The sequence below is a fragment of the Streptomyces sp. NPDC001137 genome, from assembly GCF_040298885.1.
GTDB lineage: Bacteria > Actinomycetota > Actinomycetes > Streptomycetales > Streptomycetaceae > Streptomyces.
Genome location: NZ_JBEPBA010000002.1, coordinates 486,775 through 503,200 on the forward strand (window position 1 = coordinate 486,775; position 16,426 = coordinate 503,200).

The 16,426-nt window shown below is 71.4% G+C and carries 19 protein-coding genes; 12 read left to right on the top strand and 7 right to left on the bottom strand.

Annotation, left to right across the window (positions count from 1 at the left end; all coding sequences use genetic code 11):
• Positions 1-15: 15 nt before the first annotated feature.
• Together ABT254_RS05175 and ABT254_RS05180 are read right to left on the bottom strand one after the other, a co-directional pair.
• Positions 16-1,161 (bottom strand): RNA polymerase sigma factor, encoded by a 1,146-nt coding sequence (locus ABT254_RS05175; RefSeq protein WP_351463689.1) that lies wholly within the window; start codon positions 1,159-1,161, stop codon positions 16-18.
• Complete coding sequence (locus ABT254_RS05180) at positions 1,158-1,577, bottom strand: YciI family protein (protein ID WP_030926839.1); 420 nt, start codon at positions 1,575-1,577, stop codon at positions 1,158-1,160. Before ABT254_RS05180 ends, ABT254_RS05175 begins: the two co-directional genes overlap by 4 nt.
• 171 nt (positions 1,578-1,748) lie before the next feature.
• On the opposite strand from ABT254_RS05180, the gene ABT254_RS05185 reads away from it, so the two are divergent.
• Positions 1,749-2,489: a VOC family protein gene (locus tag ABT254_RS05185; RefSeq protein WP_351463692.1), complete on the top strand. Its 741-nt coding sequence runs from the start codon at positions 1,749-1,751 to the stop codon at positions 2,487-2,489.
• Between the two features lie 144 nt (positions 2,490-2,633).
• On the opposite strand, the gene ABT254_RS05190 is transcribed toward ABT254_RS05185, so the two are convergent.
• A complete protein-coding gene (locus ABT254_RS05190; protein WP_351463695.1) occupies positions 2,634-3,479 on the bottom strand; it encodes a helix-turn-helix transcriptional regulator in 846 nt (281 codons plus the stop codon).
• A gap of 85 nt (positions 3,480-3,564) precedes the next feature.
• Between ABT254_RS05190 and ABT254_RS05195 the strand changes: the two genes are divergently transcribed.
• On the top strand, positions 3,565-4,356 hold the full coding sequence (locus tag ABT254_RS05195; protein WP_351463697.1) for an SDR family NAD(P)-dependent oxidoreductase: 792 nt from the start codon (positions 3,565-3,567) through the stop codon (positions 4,354-4,356).
• A gap of 34 nt (positions 4,357-4,390) precedes the next feature.
• Here ABT254_RS05195 and ABT254_RS05200 read toward each other — a convergent pair whose 3' ends face one another.
• The gene (locus ABT254_RS05200; protein WP_351463700.1) at positions 4,391-4,771 is read right to left on the bottom strand and encodes a winged helix-turn-helix transcriptional regulator; all 381 of its coding nucleotides are present in this window, start codon (positions 4,769-4,771) and stop codon (positions 4,391-4,393) included.
• A 137-nt stretch (positions 4,772-4,908) separates the two neighbouring features.
• On the opposite strand from ABT254_RS05200, the gene ABT254_RS05205 reads away from it, so the two are divergent.
• Positions 4,909-5,316 (top strand): RidA family protein, encoded by a 408-nt coding sequence (locus ABT254_RS05205; RefSeq protein ID WP_351463703.1) that lies wholly within the window; start codon positions 4,909-4,911, stop codon positions 5,314-5,316.
• A gap of 125 nt (positions 5,317-5,441) precedes the next feature.
• Here the strand turns inward: ABT254_RS05205 and rho are convergent, their stop codons facing one another.
• Complete coding sequence (rho, locus tag ABT254_RS05210) at positions 5,442-6,584, bottom strand: transcription termination factor Rho (RefSeq protein WP_351463706.1); 1,143 nt, start codon at positions 6,582-6,584, stop codon at positions 5,442-5,444.
• A 438-nt stretch (positions 6,585-7,022) separates the two neighbouring features.
• Here rho and ABT254_RS05215 point away from each other — a divergent pair, with 438 nt between their 5' ends.
• Complete coding sequence (locus ABT254_RS05215; RefSeq protein ID WP_351463709.1) at positions 7,023-7,943, top strand: zinc-binding dehydrogenase; 921 nt, start codon at positions 7,023-7,025, stop codon at positions 7,941-7,943.
• Positions 7,944-8,146: 203 nt separating this feature from the next.
• On the opposite strand, the gene ABT254_RS05220 is transcribed toward ABT254_RS05215, so the two are convergent.
• Positions 8,147-8,914 carry an NPP1 family protein gene (locus ABT254_RS05220; protein WP_351463712.1) on the bottom strand — a complete coding sequence of 256 codons (768 nt, stop codon included), beginning with the start codon at positions 8,912-8,914 and terminating at the stop codon, positions 8,147-8,149.
• Between the two features lie 148 nt (positions 8,915-9,062).
• On the opposite strand from ABT254_RS05220, the gene ABT254_RS05225 reads away from it, so the two are divergent.
• From ABT254_RS05225 to ABT254_RS05260, 8 genes are all read left to right on the top strand, one after another.
• Positions 9,063-9,563 (top strand): winged helix-turn-helix transcriptional regulator, encoded by a 501-nt coding sequence (locus tag ABT254_RS05225; RefSeq protein WP_351463715.1) that lies wholly within the window; start codon positions 9,063-9,065, stop codon positions 9,561-9,563.
• Between the two features lie 106 nt (positions 9,564-9,669).
• Positions 9,670-10,179 (top strand): SRPBCC family protein, encoded by a 510-nt coding sequence (locus ABT254_RS05230; protein ID WP_351463718.1) that lies wholly within the window; start codon positions 9,670-9,672, stop codon positions 10,177-10,179.
• Positions 10,179-11,237: an LLM class flavin-dependent oxidoreductase gene (locus tag ABT254_RS05235; RefSeq protein ID WP_351463721.1), complete on the top strand. Its 1,059-nt coding sequence runs from the start codon at positions 10,179-10,181 to the stop codon at positions 11,235-11,237. The genes ABT254_RS05230 and ABT254_RS05235 overlap by 1 nt, the downstream gene beginning before the upstream one ends.
• A gap of 92 nt (positions 11,238-11,329) precedes the next feature.
• Positions 11,330-12,073: an SgcJ/EcaC family oxidoreductase gene (locus ABT254_RS05240; RefSeq protein ID WP_351463723.1), complete on the top strand. Its 744-nt coding sequence runs from the start codon at positions 11,330-11,332 to the stop codon at positions 12,071-12,073.
• Complete coding sequence (locus ABT254_RS05245) at positions 12,070-12,348, top strand: YciI family protein (RefSeq protein WP_351463726.1); 279 nt, start codon at positions 12,070-12,072, stop codon at positions 12,346-12,348. The genes ABT254_RS05240 and ABT254_RS05245 overlap by 4 nt, the downstream gene beginning before the upstream one ends.
• On the top strand, positions 12,345-13,601 hold the full coding sequence (locus ABT254_RS05250; RefSeq protein ID WP_351463729.1) for an RNA polymerase sigma factor: 1,257 nt from the start codon (positions 12,345-12,347) through the stop codon (positions 13,599-13,601). Before ABT254_RS05245 ends, ABT254_RS05250 begins: the two co-directional genes overlap by 4 nt.
• A 172-nt stretch (positions 13,602-13,773) precedes the next feature.
• The gene (locus ABT254_RS05255; RefSeq protein WP_351463732.1) at positions 13,774-15,213 is read left to right on the top strand and encodes an MFS transporter; all 1,440 of its coding nucleotides are present in this window, start codon (positions 13,774-13,776) and stop codon (positions 15,211-15,213) included.
• A gap of 118 nt (positions 15,214-15,331) precedes the next feature.
• Positions 15,332-15,937 carry a DUF1353 domain-containing protein gene (locus tag ABT254_RS05260; protein ID WP_351463735.1) on the top strand — a complete coding sequence of 202 codons (606 nt, stop codon included), beginning with the start codon at positions 15,332-15,334 and terminating at the stop codon, positions 15,935-15,937.
• A 4-nt stretch (positions 15,938-15,941) separates the two neighbouring features.
• Here the strand turns inward: ABT254_RS05260 and ABT254_RS05265 are convergent, their stop codons facing one another.
• Positions 15,942-16,337, bottom strand: coding sequence for a nuclear transport factor 2 family protein (locus ABT254_RS05265; protein ID WP_351463738.1), 396 nt, complete (start codon positions 16,335-16,337; stop codon positions 15,942-15,944).
• Between the last annotated feature and the right edge of the window lie 89 nt (positions 16,338-16,426).

Consider the following 16,426-nt stretch of genomic DNA (forward strand, 5'->3'; position numbering starts at 1 on the left):
CGGGACTGCGAACGCTCAGTGCCGTCGGCGGGCGTTGAGGCGAGCGGCCTGGCGGGTCAGATGGTCGCGTTCGGCGAGGTTGGACGCCTTGTGGGCCGCCTCGGCGTACAGCCGTGCCGCCGTCGCCAGGTCGCCGTCGCGCTCGTGGAGATAGGCCGCCACCGCGGCGTGGCGGGGCAGTGCGGCGTCCAGCTCCGCGAGCGCCGCAAGGCCCGCGCGCGGGCCGTCGGCCTCGCCGACGGCCACCGCACGGTTGAGACGGACGACGGGACTGTCGGCCACGCGCAGGAGCTCGTCGTACCACTCGACGATCTGCACCCAGTCGGTCTCCTCGGCCGCGGGCGCATCGGCGTGCAGGGCCGCGATGGCGGCTTCCGCCTGGTACTGGCCCAGCCGGTCGCGGGCGAGGGCGGCCTGCAGGACGACCACGCCCTCGGCGATCAGTTTCGTGTCCCACCGGCTGCGGTCCTGCTCGGCGAGCGGCACCAGGCTGCCGTCGGGCGCGGTCCGGGCGGCACGCCGGGCATGGTGGAGCAGCATGAGGGCGAGCAGCCCGGCCACCTCGGGATGGTCGAACCGGGCCGCGAGCTGCCGGGTGAGCCGGATGGCCTCGGCCGCGAGGTCGACATCGCCGGAGTAGCCCTCGTTGAAGACCAGATACAGCACGCGCAGCACGGTGGCCACGTCGCCGGGCTGGTGGAAACGCACCTCGGAAACGGTGCGCTTGGCCCGGCTGATGCGCTGCGCCATGGTCGCCTCGGGCACCAGGTAGGCCTGGGCGATCTGGCGGGTGGTGAGCCCGCCGACGGCACGCAGCGTGAGCGCGACCGCCGACGACGGGGTGAGCGAGGGGTGGGCGCACAGGAAGTAGAGCTGGAGCGTGTCGTCCACCGCGGGCGCCGGACCGGGAGCCGGCTCCACCTCGACGCGGTCCTCACGCCGACGGCGGGCATCATCGGCACGCCTTGCGTCGAGGAACTTGCGCCAGGCGACGGTGATCAGCCAGCCCTTCGCATCCCGCGGCGGATCGGCCGGCCAGACACGCAGGGCCTCCACCAGTGCGTCCTGTACGGCGTCCTCGGCCGCCCCGAAGTCCGCTCCGCGGCGGACGAGGACGGTGAGCACACTTGGCGTGAGGCTCCTGAGCAGGACCTCGTTCACCGGTGGGGGCACTCCGTGGTGCTGGGGTTCGCGGCCAGGAACGGGCGCACCTCCAGCCACTCGTGGATCGGCTTGCCGCCCGCCCCCGGGGCGGCCGACAGCTCCCCGGCCAGCTCGACAGCGCGCTCGTAGCTGTCGACGTCGATGACCATCCAGCCGGCGATGAGGTCCTTGGTCTCCGCGAACGGTCCGTCGGTGACCGGCGGACGCCCCTCACCGTCGTAGCGAACCCATGCGCCTTCAGGGGCGAGCGCCTGACCGCCGACGAACTCGCCGGTCTTCTCCAGCCGGGCCGCGAAGTCGTTCATGTACTGCAGATGCGCCGAGATCTCCTCCGGGGTCCACTGGTCCATCGGCACGTCGTTGACCGCGGCGGGGGCGCCTCGGTAGTGCTTCAGCAGCAGGTACTTGGCCATCGTGGTTCTCCTCGGTGCTCGTGCGACCCATTGTGGTCGAGTTCACCCCGGGGACGGAGCCGGAGGCGGGTTCTCGACATCGCCGTCCAGATCTTTTCTGCGGGGTGGCCGGTTCCCTGTCGGGTGGCCGATTCACCCGAGGTGGCAGAGCGGGTACCTAGGATCGTCGGCATGGCACTGCGACCTGTTCACGTGAACATCAAGGCTGTCGACCCCTCGGCGGTCGGCCGGTTCTGGGCGGAGGCGCTCGGCTGGAGCGCCTACAGCCCCGGCGTGACCACCTACGTCGGGCCCGCCGGCGGCCTCGTCTGGCCGCACCCGGCCGTCCTCGGTATCGACGTCGTCCCTGTCCCGGAACCCAAGACGACGGCGAAGAACCGTGTGCACCTCGACCTCGCCACCACCTCCGCGGCCCATCAGGCGGAGCTGGTCGCGCGCCTTGAGGCTCTCGGTGCCACGCCCGCCGACGTGGGGCAGGACCAGGTGCCGTGGACGGTCCTCGCCGATCCGGAGGGCAACGAGTTCTGCGTGCTGGAGCCCCGGGAGATCTACCGGGACACCGGTCCGATCGCCGCGGTGGTCGTCGACTGCGTGGATCCACGGGCCATGGCCCGGTTCTGGGGCGAGGCGCTGGACTGGGCCGTGCACGAGGTGAGCGACGATCATGCGTCGCTGCGCTCGGCCAAGGGTGTCGGTCCGTATCTCGAGTTCCTCCGCACGCCCGACGGGAAGACCGTGCCGGACCGCGTCCATCTCGACCTGCTGCCGTACGCCGGGGACGACAAGGCGGCGGAAGTGACGCGGCTGCGTGCGCTCGGCGCCACCGACCTCGACCTCGGGCAGGGTGACGTCCCGTGGACGTGCCTGAACGACCCGAAGGGCCACGAGTTCTGCGTCCTGGCCCTGCCCTGACGCGAGGGCCGGACAACTCGCGGCCCGCCCACGGCAGTTGGGCGGCGGTGGTCCAGCGCGTCGGGCCGGGCTGCGGGCACGCGGGCAGCAACGTCCCCTGTCCCTAGCCCGGGGCAGGACATGGTCGCCGTACTCGCTGCGACGCTAGCGCCGACTCGCCTCGGCGCCAAGGACGTTCAGCAGAGCCAGGGCGTCGGCGCCGGGGGAGCCGGGCGGCGCGCTGTAGAGCACCAAGTGCTGGTCGCGGTCGGTGAGGGTGAGCACGTCGCAGTCGACGGTGATCTCGCCGACGGCCGGGTGGCGGAAGGTCTTGGTGAGTGTCGGCGCGGCCTGGACGTCGTGCCGTTCCCACAGCCGGGCGAAGTCGTCGCTGCCGGTGCGGAGTTCGTCGACGAGGCCGGTCACCGCGGGATCCGCCGGGTAGCGGGCGAGGGCGGTGCGCAGCTGCATGACCACGTGGTGGCGGAACTCGGCGGCGTCGGAGACCCCGTACAACGGGGCATCGGCGGACGTCGGACCGAGGAATGCCCGGCGTGCGAGATTGCGGTCGTGTTCGGCGAGGGGTGCGAAGTCCTCCATGAGCGCGGCCGCGAGGTCGTTCCACGCGAGCACCTCGAACGCGGCGGATATCACGAAGGCCGCAGTCCGCGGCAGCCGATCGAGAAGCGTGAGGATGCTCGGGCGGACGTCGCGGCGGTGCAGCCGGGTACGGGTCGGCGCGGTTCCCGCGAGGACGTGAAGGTGGTCGGTCTCGGCGTCGGTGAGGCGCAGCGCGCCCGCGATCCCGGCGAGGACCTCGGCGGACGGCCTGGGCGCCCTGCCCTGTTCGAGCCGGACGTAGTACTCGGTGGAGATGTGCGCGAGGACCGCGGCCTCCTCGCGGCGCAGACCCGGCGTCCGGCGCCTCGGGCCGGCGGGAAGACCCACGTCCTGAGGCTTGAGCCGCTCACGGCGGCTGCGGAGGAACGCTCCGAGTTCCTGCTTGTCCATACGGCAAGTGTGCCCGCGGCGCGGCGGCGGATCCTGGTACTGGCTGTGCCTGTATCCGGTCGTGAGCCGGGCCGACGCTGCTGTCATGACGAACACCACTGACACTGACGTCCCACCCGTGGGCCTGCTCACCGGCAAGGTCGTACTCATCACCGGCGCCAGCCGCGGCATCGGGGCGGCCGCGGCCCGGCTCTTCGCCGCCGAGGGCGCCGCGGTCGTGCTCGCCGCCCGCAGCGCCGGCGCACTCGACGCGATCGTCGCCGATATCCGCGCCGACGGCGGAGCCGCCGACGCCGTCACCCTGGACCTCGCCGACCGTGAGAGCATCCGCTCCGCCGTCGACCACGTCGAGAAGCTGCACGGCCGGCTGGACGGCGCCTTCAACAACGGCGCCGTCCCCCAGCAGCAGTTCGGCCCGCTCGACACCACCAGCGACGAGGACATCGACGAGCAGTTCGCCGTCAACTTCCGCGCGCACTGGACCGCCATGACCGCCCAGGCCGCCCTCATGCGACGAGGTGGCGGCGGCGCGATCGTCAACACCTCCAGCATCGGCAGTCGCCGCGCGAATCCCGCCCTGCCCGCCTACGGCGCCATGAAGCGCGCGCTCAACAGCCTCACCGAGACCGCGGCGGTCAACTGGGCCGGCGACCGTATCCGGGTCAACGCCATCACTCCCGGCGGCACCTCCACCCAGATGATCGACACCTGGGAGGCGGCGACCCCGGGCATCGTCGAGCAGATCACCGCGAGCATTCCGCTCGGACGGATGGCAGAACCCCGGCAGATCGCCGAAGCGGCGGCGTGGCTGCTCAGCGATCGCGCCTCTTACGTGACCGGCGCGATCCTTCCGGTCGACGGCGGCGCCGGCGCCTGACCAGCGGCTCCACCTGCTCCGCGTCCAGCCACCGTCAGGCCCCGAATCGCCGTCGGGCGGACTCGATGTGCTCGAAGTACCGGTAGGTCCATTCGCACATCCCGTCGACTGTCGCCCGCAGCGCGTGGCCCGCCTCGGTGAGGGTGTACTCGACGCGGGGCGGGACGGTGGGGTGGACGGTCCGTTCGGCCAGGCCGTTGCGCTCCAGCATGCGCAGGTTCTGGGTGAGCATCTTGTGGCTGATGCCCTCGACCCGGCTGCGCAGCTCGCTGAAGCGCAGGGTGCCGTCCCCCAGCGCCTCGATGATCAACAGTGCCCACTTGTTGGCGACGTCGGAGAAGATCTCCCGCCCCAGGGAGTCGGCACGGCGCAGGTCGGCATCCTCGGGCGAGCCGCTGAGCTGCTTGGTCACCATCTGGTTCCCCAGTCACTGAAAAGTGCGTTCTTCCATGTCAGCGCACACTCTCCTACGGTTCCTGAGTAACCACAAGAGACCACGTGCTGGTCTGGCGGACACGGGCTCGAAGGAGCCCGCGCAAGGAGGCGGACACCATGGCCATCACCCTGAAGAACCCTCAGGGACTGCCGAAGATCGACGTCTACCGGCAGGTGGCGATCGCTTCCGGTTCCAAACTGGTCTTCATCGCCGGGCAGGTCGCCTGGGACGCCGATGGGGTCACGGTCGGTGAGGGCGACCTCGCCGCCCAGGTCGAGCAGTGCTACCTCAACATCGACACCGCGCTGGCCGAGGCAGGCGGTTCCTTCGACGACGTGGCGAAGCTGACCTTCTACGTCGTCGACTGGACCGCCGAGAAGATGTCGCCGCTCCTGGAGGGGCTCTCCCGGGCGGCCGCGAAGCTGGGGGTCACTCCGGTGCCGCCGACCACGCTGATCGGCGTAGCGGCGCTGGACGTCCCCGAGCATCTGGTCGAGATCGAAGCCACCGCGGTCCTCGACTGAACATGGCCGCCGAGCCGGCCATGGACCGCTGAGTGCCGAAGCGGCCGGTCTCCCCGCCACGTGGCGAACTGCTCGTCACGCGTGGACAGTTCACCGACCAGCTCGTGGCATGCGCTCGGGCCGGATCAGTCGGTGGGCAGAGTCGGCTGGATGCGGCGCAGGAATGTCGCGTTGTCGGGGGTGTCCCGCATGCGCTCCAGGAGGGTTTCCAGGCCGGCCTGGCCGTCGCGGGTCTGCAGCGCGCGGCGCAGGCCGCGCATGGCGGTCAACTCGGCTGCGGGCAGCAGGAGTTCCTCGCGGCGGGTGCCGGACGGGACGATGTCGACGGCCGGGAAGACACGGCGGGCGGCGAGGTCGCGGCTGAGGCGGAGCTCCATGTTGCCGGTGCTCTTGAGCTCCTCGAAGAAGTAGTCGTCGGCGCGGGAGCCGGTCTCGACCAGTGCGGTGGCGAGGATCGTGAGCGAGCCGCCCTCCTCGGCCAGCCGGGCGGCGCCGAAGAACCGCTTGGGCCCGAGCAGTGCGGTCGCGTCGACTCCGCCGGTCAGGGTGCGGCCACCGGCGGCGGCCGCGTTGTTGTGCGCCCGGCACAGCCGGGTCAGTGAGTCCAGCAGGATGATGACGTCCTCGCCGGCCTCGACGAGCCGCTTGGCCCGCTCGATGACGAGTTCGGCCAGGGCGATGTGCTGCTTGGCCGGCCGGTCGAAGGTCGAGGCGTACACCTCGCCGCGCACGGAGCGCCGCATGTCGGTGACTTCCTCAGGCCGCTCGTCGAGCAGCACCACCATCAGGCGGCACTCGGGGTGGTTGCCGGCGACGGCGGCCGCGATCTGCTGGAGCAGCACGGTCTTGCCGGTTTTGGGCGGGGCCACGAGCAGACCGCGCTGGCCCTTGCCGACGGGTGCGATCAGATCGGTGACCCGCCCGGTCAGACCGGCCGCCGGGTGTTCCAGGCGCAGCCGGTCGCGCGGGTGCAGCGGGGTGAGGTCGCGGAAGTGGCGGCGGCCGCGCAGTTCGTCGGGCGTGCGCCCGTCGACCCGTACGACCTCGGTCAGGGCGCGCCGGCCGTCGCGTACGCCTTCGACGAGGTCGCCCTTGCGCAGGCCGTGACGGCGAATCAGCGCGGGGGAGACCGAGACGTCGGAGGGCGAGGCCAGCAGGCTCGCGGCGCGCAGGTGCCCCTTGCCGCCCGCGTCGATGTCGAGGACACCGGTGGTTGTCTGGGTCGTGGGCTCCTGCTTGACAGGGGGTTGTTCGAGAGTGGTGGTCATGGTGGTCGGTCCTTTCGAGGACGGATGGCATGAGACATGCGGAAGGAAGGGGTGGGATGCCGCGGAACGGAGGCGCACGGAGCGCCTTCGGCGGCAGGAACAGCACCTCGGGTACGGCACAGCCGTGCCGGTCGCGAGGCGGTGCTGGAAAGCCGGTGCGCCGACCGGGAACGGTGGGCGATGCGGCGAACTGAAGAGGAACTGGCACCGGCGCCCTCAAAGGGGGGCGTACACAAGTGCTGTCAGGACCGTACCACAACGGGTACGTCGCCAAACCGCTCCTCTGCACACACCCAACGCGTTGACGTTCTCGTCTATTCCGCGCATCCGGCGGAACTCGACGACATGCAGCCGGCCGCGGCCCGGCGCGGGCGGGAAGAACTCCGGAGCGGTCACAGTTGGCGTGGGACGAGTGTCCGACGACGAGAAGGGCAAGTCATGCGCGCACTGATCGTGGACCCCGCGGCACCTGGACGGCTGCGTCTGGGAGAGGCCCCTGATCCGCGGCCCGCGCCGGGCCAGGTGCTCGCCGAGGTCCGGCACACCTCGCTGAACGCCGCCGAGCTGTGGTTCGCGCAGCAGGCGGCGCCGGGCGAGGTGATCGGCTTCGACGCGGCCGGCGTCGTCGTGGACGCCGCGGCGGACGGCACCGGGCCCGCCCCGGGCAGCCGGGTCGTGGGCTTCGCGGAGGGCGGCGGATTCGGGGCGCTGCGGGCCATGGACGTGGCCGATGTCGCCGTGGTTCCGGACGCCGTCGACCTCGGCGAGGCCGCTACGCTGCCGGTCGCCGCGGGCACCGCGCTGCGGGCGCTCGACCAGGCGGGGCCGTTGCTGGGCCGCCGGGTGCTGGTGACCGGGGCCTCCGGCGGGGTGGGCGGGTTCGCGGTACAGCTCGCGCGGCTCGGCGGGGCGCAGGTCATCGCGTTGGCCGGTTCCGAGGAGGGGCGGCGGTGGGTCGCCGAACTCGGGGCGGACGAGGTGGTCGGCGGGGTCGGTGAGGTGACCGGGCCGCTCGACGTGGTCATCGACACCGTGGGCGGCGATCAACTGGCCGCGGCCTACGGCCTGTTGGCGTCCGGCGGCAGCGTGCAGAGCATCGGCTGGGCCTCGGGGCGGGAGGCCGTGCTGCCCGTCGGGTCGACGCTGGGCAGCCCGGCGCCCAAGGCGATCGTGTCGGTCTACAACGGCGGCGGACTCACCGACCGGCAGGCCCAGTTGGAGCGGCTGCTGAGCCTGGTCGCCACCCGGAAGCTGCGCGTGCCGGTGGGCTGGCGCGGCCCCTGGGGCAAGATCACGGAAGCCGTGGAGGCGCTGGACAGTCGCAGTCTGCGGGGGAAGGCGATCCTCGACATCGAGTGAGTTCCGTCCGCCTCGGCGAATGATGCGTCTGCGCGCGCTCCGGGCAGACATCGGATCCACCAGCCTGGTCCGCGAGTTTCGGGCAGACCCCCGGGCCCGCTGTGATCAGCATCGTCGATGTGCACCGCCTCCTCGGTCCTGTTCGGCAAGCTCGGCGGCGGGGACGCCGGCATGAAGGCCGCCGCCGGGCCCCGGCGTTCCGGTCAGGCGTTGGGGTCGAAAGGGATTCCGGCGGGCATCGAATGGGCCAGGGCGTAGGAGAAGTCACCGTCCTTGATCTTGATGGTGGCGGCTCCGAAATCCGCGCTCAGGAGCTTGTCGCGGAAGCCGTCGGGATAGCCGTTCCAGCCGACCAGGCGGGGGTAGAACCAGCCGCCGGTGGCGTTCTCCGGTGGCTCGTCGTTGGTGTTGGCGAAGCGGAAGCAGTGCGTCGAGACGCCGTCCTTGTGGTAGACGATCTTCGGGTGGGTGCCGTCGAAGCGCACCGAGGAGCGGGCCGCCACCTGATAGCCGCTGTGCTGCGACACCGACACGTACTGGACCTCGTTGTTGCTGATCCACACGACCACGTGCTCCCAGTCGTGTCGGTGCCCGATGGCGGCCGGACCGAGGGTGGCCTGGTCCTTCTCGAAGTAGCTGGCATACATCACGGCGCACCAGCCGTTGTTGCACTTCTCCCGCGAGTAGGTGTTGGCGTTGGCCAGCTGGGCCATGTCGTGGCAGTGGCCGTTGACGTCGCCGCCCAGCTTCAGGCCGGGGTTGATGGTGCCGTCGGCGCCGATGGCGGCGGTGGCGTAGCAGCCGTCGCCGTCGTAGTCGTAGGCCGGGGAGAAGGTCTGCTCCAGGCCGTCGGCGTTCTGCGGCAGCAGCTGCAGGACGTTCGCGTGGGCACTCGCCGGGATCGCCACGACGAGTGTCAGGGCGCCGAGAGCGCCGACGACGGCCTTCGTGAGGGAGGTCAACTTGCCCATGGCGGCTCCTGGTTGGACGGATCGCGTCAGCCTTGCAGCTGGTCCAGACCATGACAGGATCCCGTCACAGTCGTCAACACTTAAGGAAAGAGATGAAGTTGATGGCTGGAAAGGTGGGTCTCATCGTGAGACTGGCTATCGTGAATCCATGAAGCGGACGTCGTTCTCGAACTGGCCGTGCTCCATCGCCAGAACCATGGACCTGGTGGGTGACGCGTGGACTCCCCTCGTGCTGCGCGAGGCCTTCTACGGGATCCGCCGTTTCGACGAGTTCCAGAAGGAGCTGGGCATCGCCCGCAACACGCTGGCCGACCGGCTGCGCCTCCTCGTGGCCGAGGGCCTGCTCGACAAGCGGCCCTACCAGGACGAACCCGTGCGCCACGACTATGTGTTGACCGAAAAGGGGCAGGACTTCTTCGGCGTACTCGCCGCGCTGTCCCGGTGGGGCGACCGCTGGCTGGCAAAGGAGGCCGGCGCCCCGGTCCTCTTCCATCACGACGCATGCGGACACGACACCGAGGCCGAGGTGGTGTGCGCCGAGTGCCGCCGGCCCCTGCGGGCCGAGGAGACCTCCATGCGGATGGGCCCCGGCTATCCCGAACGGCTGCGGCAACGGCCGGACGTCCAGCGCCGTTTCGGCGCGGCCTGACGAGCATCACAGGTACCGGCGGAGGACCCCGGCCCCCCCTTGACACCCAAGTCCTATAAAGCAACTCTGAAGGTCAGACCCCTTAACGGCGAGGAGGCTGACCGGTGTGAAGTGGACCGGCGCGCACTACACGGACAAACCCACCGTCGAGGTCCGGACCTGGATCGGCGCCCCGCCGGAGCGGGTGTGGGCGCTGGTCACCGACATCGCGCTGATGCCGAGCCTGAGCGACGAACTCCAGTCGGTCGAATGGCTCGACGGCGCCACCGGGCCGGCGGTCGGCGCCCGCTTCCTCGGCCGCAGCAAGCACCCGGCGTTCGGAGAGTGGGCCACCACCTCGTACGTCATCGAGTACGAGCCGCAGCACGTCTTCGCCTGGGCGGTGCAGGACCCCGCCGAGCCCTCCGCGGTCTGGCGTTTCCGGCTGCACGAGGGAGGCGGCGGCACCGAGCTCTCCCAGTGGATGCAGATGGGGCCCGGCCGCTCCGGTCTGTCCGTGGCGATCGACCGGATGCCGGAGAAGGAGCAGAAGATCGTGTTCGTGCGGATGCGGGAGTTCGAGCACAACATGACCGTCACCCTGGAGCACATCAAGAAGCTGGCGGAGGCCCACTGATGCGCACCGCGACCACGATCGAGGCCTCGGGCGGTGAACACTGGTCGCAGCAGGCCGACTTCGTCGTCGAGGCGGAGAAACTCGGCCTCGACATCTGCTGGGTGGCCGAGGCATGGGGCTCCGACGCGCCCTCCGCCCTCGGCTACTACGCGGCCCGCACCGACCGGATGCTGCTGGGATCCGGCGTCCTGCAGGTCGGCACCCGCACCCCGGTCGCCGTCGCACAGACCGCGATCACCCTGTCCAACCTCTCCGGCGGACGGTTCCTGCTGGGCCTCGGGGCATCCGGCCCGCAGGTGATGGAAGGACTGCACGGGGTCCCCTTCGCCCGGCCGCTGTCCCGGATGCGGGAGACCGCGGAGATCGTGCGCCGGGTGCTCGACGGCGGCAAACTCTCCTACTCCGGACGGGAGTTCACCATCCCGCTGCTCGGCGGCGACGCCGTCCCCATGCGCCTGTCCACGCGGGCCGAACACGACATCCCCCTCTACCTCGCCGCCCTGTCACCGGCCATGCTGCGCCTGACCGGCGAGATCGCCGACGGCTGGCTCGGCACCAGCTTCGTGCCCGAGGGCGCTGCTGCCGCGTACTTCACGCACCTCGACGAGGGCCTGGCCCTCGGCGGCCGCAGCCGCAGCGACCTGGACGTCTGCCAGGGCGCCGAGGTCGCCTTCGCCCCCGACGAGGAGGCACTGGGCGCGATGGTGGCGGGCCGCAAGAAGGAACTGGCCTTCAGCCTCGGCGGCATGGGCTCGGCGTCGACCAACTTCTACAACCACGCCTACAGCCGGCAGGGCTGGGCGGAGGTGGCCGCCGAGGTGCGCGAGCGGTGGCAGGCCGGCGACCGGGACGGCGCGGCCGGCCTGGTCACCGACGAGATGGTGCTCGGCACGACACTGATCGGCACCGAGTCCATGGTGCGCCGACGACTGCGCGTGTGGCGGGACGCCGGAGTGGACACCGTACGTCTCTATCCCGCCGGGCAGACTCTGGACGACCGGCTCGCCACCCTGGGCCGGGCGATCGAACTCGTGCGGGCGGTCGACGGCCCCGGCTGAACCCCTCCCAGAATGGTTCACTCGGGGTGTCGATTGCGGCGGCCCCCGTTCGTCGGTGGGGTGCAAGAAGCTCATGACGACCGGGAGGACCCATGAAGTACATGCTGCTCGTCTGCGGAGACGACACCGCCGACGCCTCGGGCATGGCACCCGTCGAACCCTGGGTGGAGGAGCTCGGTGACCGCAGCGTCCGGCTGCACGGCCACCGGCTGGCCCTGCCCTCGGAGGCGGTCACCGTGCGGGTGCGCGACGGCGAGGTGCTGCGCACCGACGGCCCGTTCGCGGAGACCAAGGAGTACGTCGCCGGATTCGACGTCCTGGAGTGCGACAGCCTGGAGGAGGCCGTGGAGGCCGCCGCCAAGCACCCGGTGGCCACGATCGGGGCCATGGAGGTACGCCCGTTCTGGCCGATGTGGGACGAGGAGGACGAGGAGACGTCGATCCGCCGGCTCGACGCCGAACTGACCGAGGCGGCCCGGGAGCGCGACGTGGAACGGCTGCTGGCCTGCTACGCGCCGGACGCCGAGATCTTCCACCTCGCCGACGGCGGCGGGCGGCAGGGCCTCGACGCCTTCCGCAAGACGGTGGAGGAAGAGTTCGCCGCCGTCACCGGGCCCGTGACCCGCGAGGTCATGGAGCTGCGGATCCACGTCGACGAGAGCATCGCGTTCGCCCATGCCCTCGTCCGCACCCGTGCCACCCGCACGGACGGCACCCCGCTGGACGAGGTGCTGCGCGTCACCACCGGCTACCGCAACGCCGGCCTGCGCTGGCTGATCACCCACGAGCACGTCTCGCCGGCCCCGGACGCCGACTCGGCGAAGGACAGGCCGTGAAGTACGTGCTGTTCGTCTGCGCTCCCGCGGACGAGGAGGAGCCGGCCCCCGCACGGGTCACCGCCCGCCTGCAGTCGCCCGCCGACGCCACCACCGTGCGCGTCGCGGGTGACGAAGTCCTCCTCGGCGACGGGCCGTTCGCCCGCACCGAGGAGTACATCGCGGGCGTGGACCTCGTGGAGGCCGACGACCTCGACGAGGCCATCGCCCTCGCCGCGCGGCACTCCACGGCCCTCGGCGGCGCCACCGTCGAGGTGCGGCCGGTGCGGGAGTGAACGTGCCCGATGCCGAGGAGGCCGTCGCAGCCGCCTTCCGCGAGGAGTGGGGCCAGGTCGTCGCCACCCTGATCCGGGTGACCGGCGACTGGGACCTCGCCGAGGAGTGCGCGCAGGACGCCTTCGCCCAGGCCCTGGACCGGTGGCGGCGCGACGGAGTACCGCGCCGCCCCGGTGCCTGGCTGACCACGACGGCCCGCAACCGCGCCCTCGACGTGCTGCGCCGGGAGGCCGTGGGGGCGGCGAAACTGCGGGAGGCGGCCGTGCTGGCGCGCGACGAGGGACCGTACGACCCGGACCACGACGGCGACGACAGCGGCGTCCAGGACGACCGGCTGCGGTTGATCTTCACCTGCTGTCACCCGGCGCTGGCCATCGAGGCGCGCGTCGCCCTGACCCTGCGCACCCTGGCGGGACTGACCACTGCGGAGATCGCCCGCGCCTTCCTGGTCCCCGAGGCGACCATGGCGCAGCGCCTGGTGCGCGCCAAGAAAAAGATCCGCAACGCCGGCATCCCCTACCGGGTGCCGCCCGCCCACCTCCTGCCCGAACGCACCACGGGTGTGCTGGGCGTGCTCTACCTGCTGTTCAACGAGGGGTACGCGGCCACGACCGGCGGCGACCTCGTACGTACGGACCTGTGCGCGGAGGCGATCCGCCTCGCGCGCGTGCTGGTCCGCCTGATGCCCGACGAGCCGGAGACGCTGGGCCTGCTCGCCCTTCTGCTGCTGCACGACGCCCGCAGGCACACGCGCGTGGACGCCGCCGGGGAGCTGGTGACCCTGGAGGACCAGGACCGCAGCGCCTGGGACCGCGCCGAGATCGACGAGGGCGCCACCCTGCTGGAGACGGCACTGCGCCGCGGCAGCCCCGGCCCGTACCAGATCCAGGCCGCCATCGCCGCCTGCCACACCACCGCCGCCACCGCCGAGGACACCGACTGGGCCGATGTCGCAGGCCTGTACGGCGAGCTGGCCCGCTTCGTGCCCTCCGCCGTGGTCCGCCTCAACCGGGCCGTGGCCGTCGGCATGTCCGAGGGCCCCGACGCGGGTCTCGCCCTGGTCGCCGAACTGGAACACGAGGGCGACCTGGTCGGCTACCACCTGCTGCCCGCCACCCGCGCCGACCTGCTGCGCCGCAGCGGACGTACGACGGAGGCGGCCGAGGCGTACGAGCGGGCGCTGGAGCTGGTGGAGAACGACGCCGAACGGAGGTTTCTGGAGAAGCGGCTCGCGGAGTGTCGATCTGCATAGCGGCCGTTCGTCGGTGGGGTGAAAGCAACCCCACGACCCGGGAGACCCCGATGACCGCTCACGCTCCGCGCCCCAGCAGGCTTCGCCGGCTCCTCGCCTCGCTGCGGCGGCCGCGCCCGACCACCGGCACACCCGACGTCTGGCTGGCAGCCCTCCGGCTGGGAGGCTGACCGTGATCGCCGACAACGCCCGCCGCTGGTACGCCCTCGCCCTGCTCTGCGTCGCCGGGTTCATGGTGATCCTCGACGCACAGATCGTCCTGCTCGCCCTGCCGTCGATCACCCGCGGCCTCGGCCTGTCCGCGGACGGCGCCCAGTGGGTGATGAGCGCCTATTTGCTCACCTTCGGCGGGCTGCTGCTCCTCGGCGGCCGCACCGCCGACCTGCTGGGCCGCCGCCGTGTCTTCATGACCGGAACGCTGCTGTTCGGGCTGTCCTCGCTGCTGTGCGGATGCGCCTGGAGCGCCGGAGTGCTGATTGCGGCACGTGCCGTCCAGGGGGTGTCGGCCGCCGTCATGGCGCCCAGCGCGCTGTCCCTCCTGGTGGACACCTTCGAGGAGGGCCACGACCGCAACAAGGCGCTCGCCATCTGGTCCGGCAGCGGCGGCTTCGGCGCCACCGCCGCCCTGCTGATCGGCGGGCCCCTCACCGACGTACTCGGCTGGCAATGGGTCTTCTTCCTCAACGTCCCCGTCGCGCTGCTCCTGCTGACCCTGAGCCCCCTCCTGCTGCGCGAGAGCCGCACCGGAACACGCTCGCGCGCCTACGACCCGGCCGGCGCACTCACCGCCACCGCCGCGCTCGTCGCCTCTGTGTACGCCGTCGTCGAGGCGCCCCGCGCCGGATGGCTGTCGGCGCGCACGACGGGCCTGCTGGCCGCGGCCGTGCTGCTCGCCGTCATCTTCATCCGTGTCGAGGCTCGGTCGACGGCACCCCTCGTCCCGCTGCGTCTGCTGCGTGCGCGGACGGTCGGCGGCGGCAACGTGGTCGTCTTCCTGCTCGGCGCCGCCGCTTTCGGGATGTCGTACACGCTGTCCCAGTACGGGCAGGGCGTCCTCGGCTATTCGCCGCTGCGGTTCGGGCTCGCCAACGTGGTGATGCCGGTCGGCGCCGTCGTCGGCTCCTACGCCGGGCAGGCGCTGGTCACCCGCGTCGGCGCCCGCCCGGTCGCCGTCGGCGGACTCGCCCTGGTCGGCGCGGGCAGCCTGCTGCTGGCCGAGGTCCCGGTGGACGGCGCCTTCGTCCGCGATCTGCTGCCCGGGCTGCTGCTCTTCGGACCGGGCCTGGGCGCCTGCGCGGTGGCCGGTTCCATCGCCGCCCTGACCGGTGTGGGGGAGCGGGAGTCGGGGGTGGCCTCCGGCATCAACACCGCGGCCTTCCAGATCGGCGGGGCCTTCGGCGTCGCCGTCGTCACCTCTGTCGCCCTCTCCCACAGCGGGGGCCCGGAACGGCTCGGGGCCCTGACCGAGGGCTACCGGTCCGCGTTCACGGCATGCGCCGCGCTTGCGGCGGCCGGTCTGGCCTGCGCGCTGGTGCTGCTGCGCAGGCCGCGGGGACGGCAGCCGCAGCACGTACCGGCCGCCGGGGCCACGAGGCGCCGCGTGCGCTCTTGACCGCCTCGCCGTGGAACCTTCTCCACGCGGCAGGGCGCCATTCCGACCTCGGTGCTTGCCGCGGTGGATTTGCGGCTATATCTCCGGTGCGGGACTCGATCCGAGGAAGGCGGGCAGCATGGATCGCGCGGATCCCTTTACCGGTGATGTCGTGGTCAAAGCGGCGGTGGACGGAAAGCAGTGGGAGCTCCAGCGGGAGTTCTGCTACAAGAACCCGGAGCATCTCGAACACGGCGGCACGACCGGTCCCATTCCGGTACACGCCCTGCTCGAGACGGACTTCGCGTCAGTGCCGCGTGTCTTCGTCTGGCTGTTTCCGCGCTACGGGGTGTACACCCGCTCGGCCATCCTGCACGACTCTCTGTGCAGGGACCACTCGGTGCAGCGGGCCGAAGCCGACAGGATCTTCCGCGTCTCGATGAGGGAACTCGACGTGGCGCTGCTCCGTCGTTGGGTGATGTGGGCCGGAGTCCGGGCGGGCGGCATGTGGGAGGTCGTGAAACGAGGCGGAACGTGGCGGGCGGTCCGCTCGCCCGCGGTCTTGAAGAGAGCCGCGGGATGGCTCCTGGTCGCCGTACCGGCCGCGGTGTTCCTGGCCGTGCCGGCCGTCGTGATCAGCGTCTGGCTCCTCCTCTTCTGGCTGATCGAGAAGGTTCTCTACCACGCGCTGAAGGCCTTCAGGAAGGAACCGAACCACCCCAAGCTGCTCTTCAAGACCGGCTGAGCCGTCAGGACCGCGCCTGCGCCTCCTTCTCGATCCGGTCGAACTGCGCGCCCATGGCCGCCGCCAGGGCCTGCGCGGCGGACAGCGGGCGCACCATGACGGTCAGTTCGTCGATCAGGCCCGCCTCGTCGAGATGGATGAAGTCGCAGCCGCTCAGCTCGCGGTCGCCCACCCGTGCCGCGAACACCAGCGCGTGGTCGCGGCCGTCGGCCCCGGCGAGCTCGCGCTCGTAGCGGAAGTCCTCGAAGACCTGCGAGACCGCGCGCAGGATCGCCGCGGTGATCGCCTTGCCCGGGTAGGGCTTGAACACCACCGGGCTGGTGAAGACGACGTCCTCCGCCAGCAGTGCCTCGACGGCGTCCATGTCGCCTGCCTCGACCGCTTCGCGGAACGCACGCATCCGATCACCTCATAGTGAACTAGTTGAGTATGTGTCGATGAGAATAATCAGCCGCGGAGGGACGTGTCCAGCGCCCGTTCCCCTAAGCT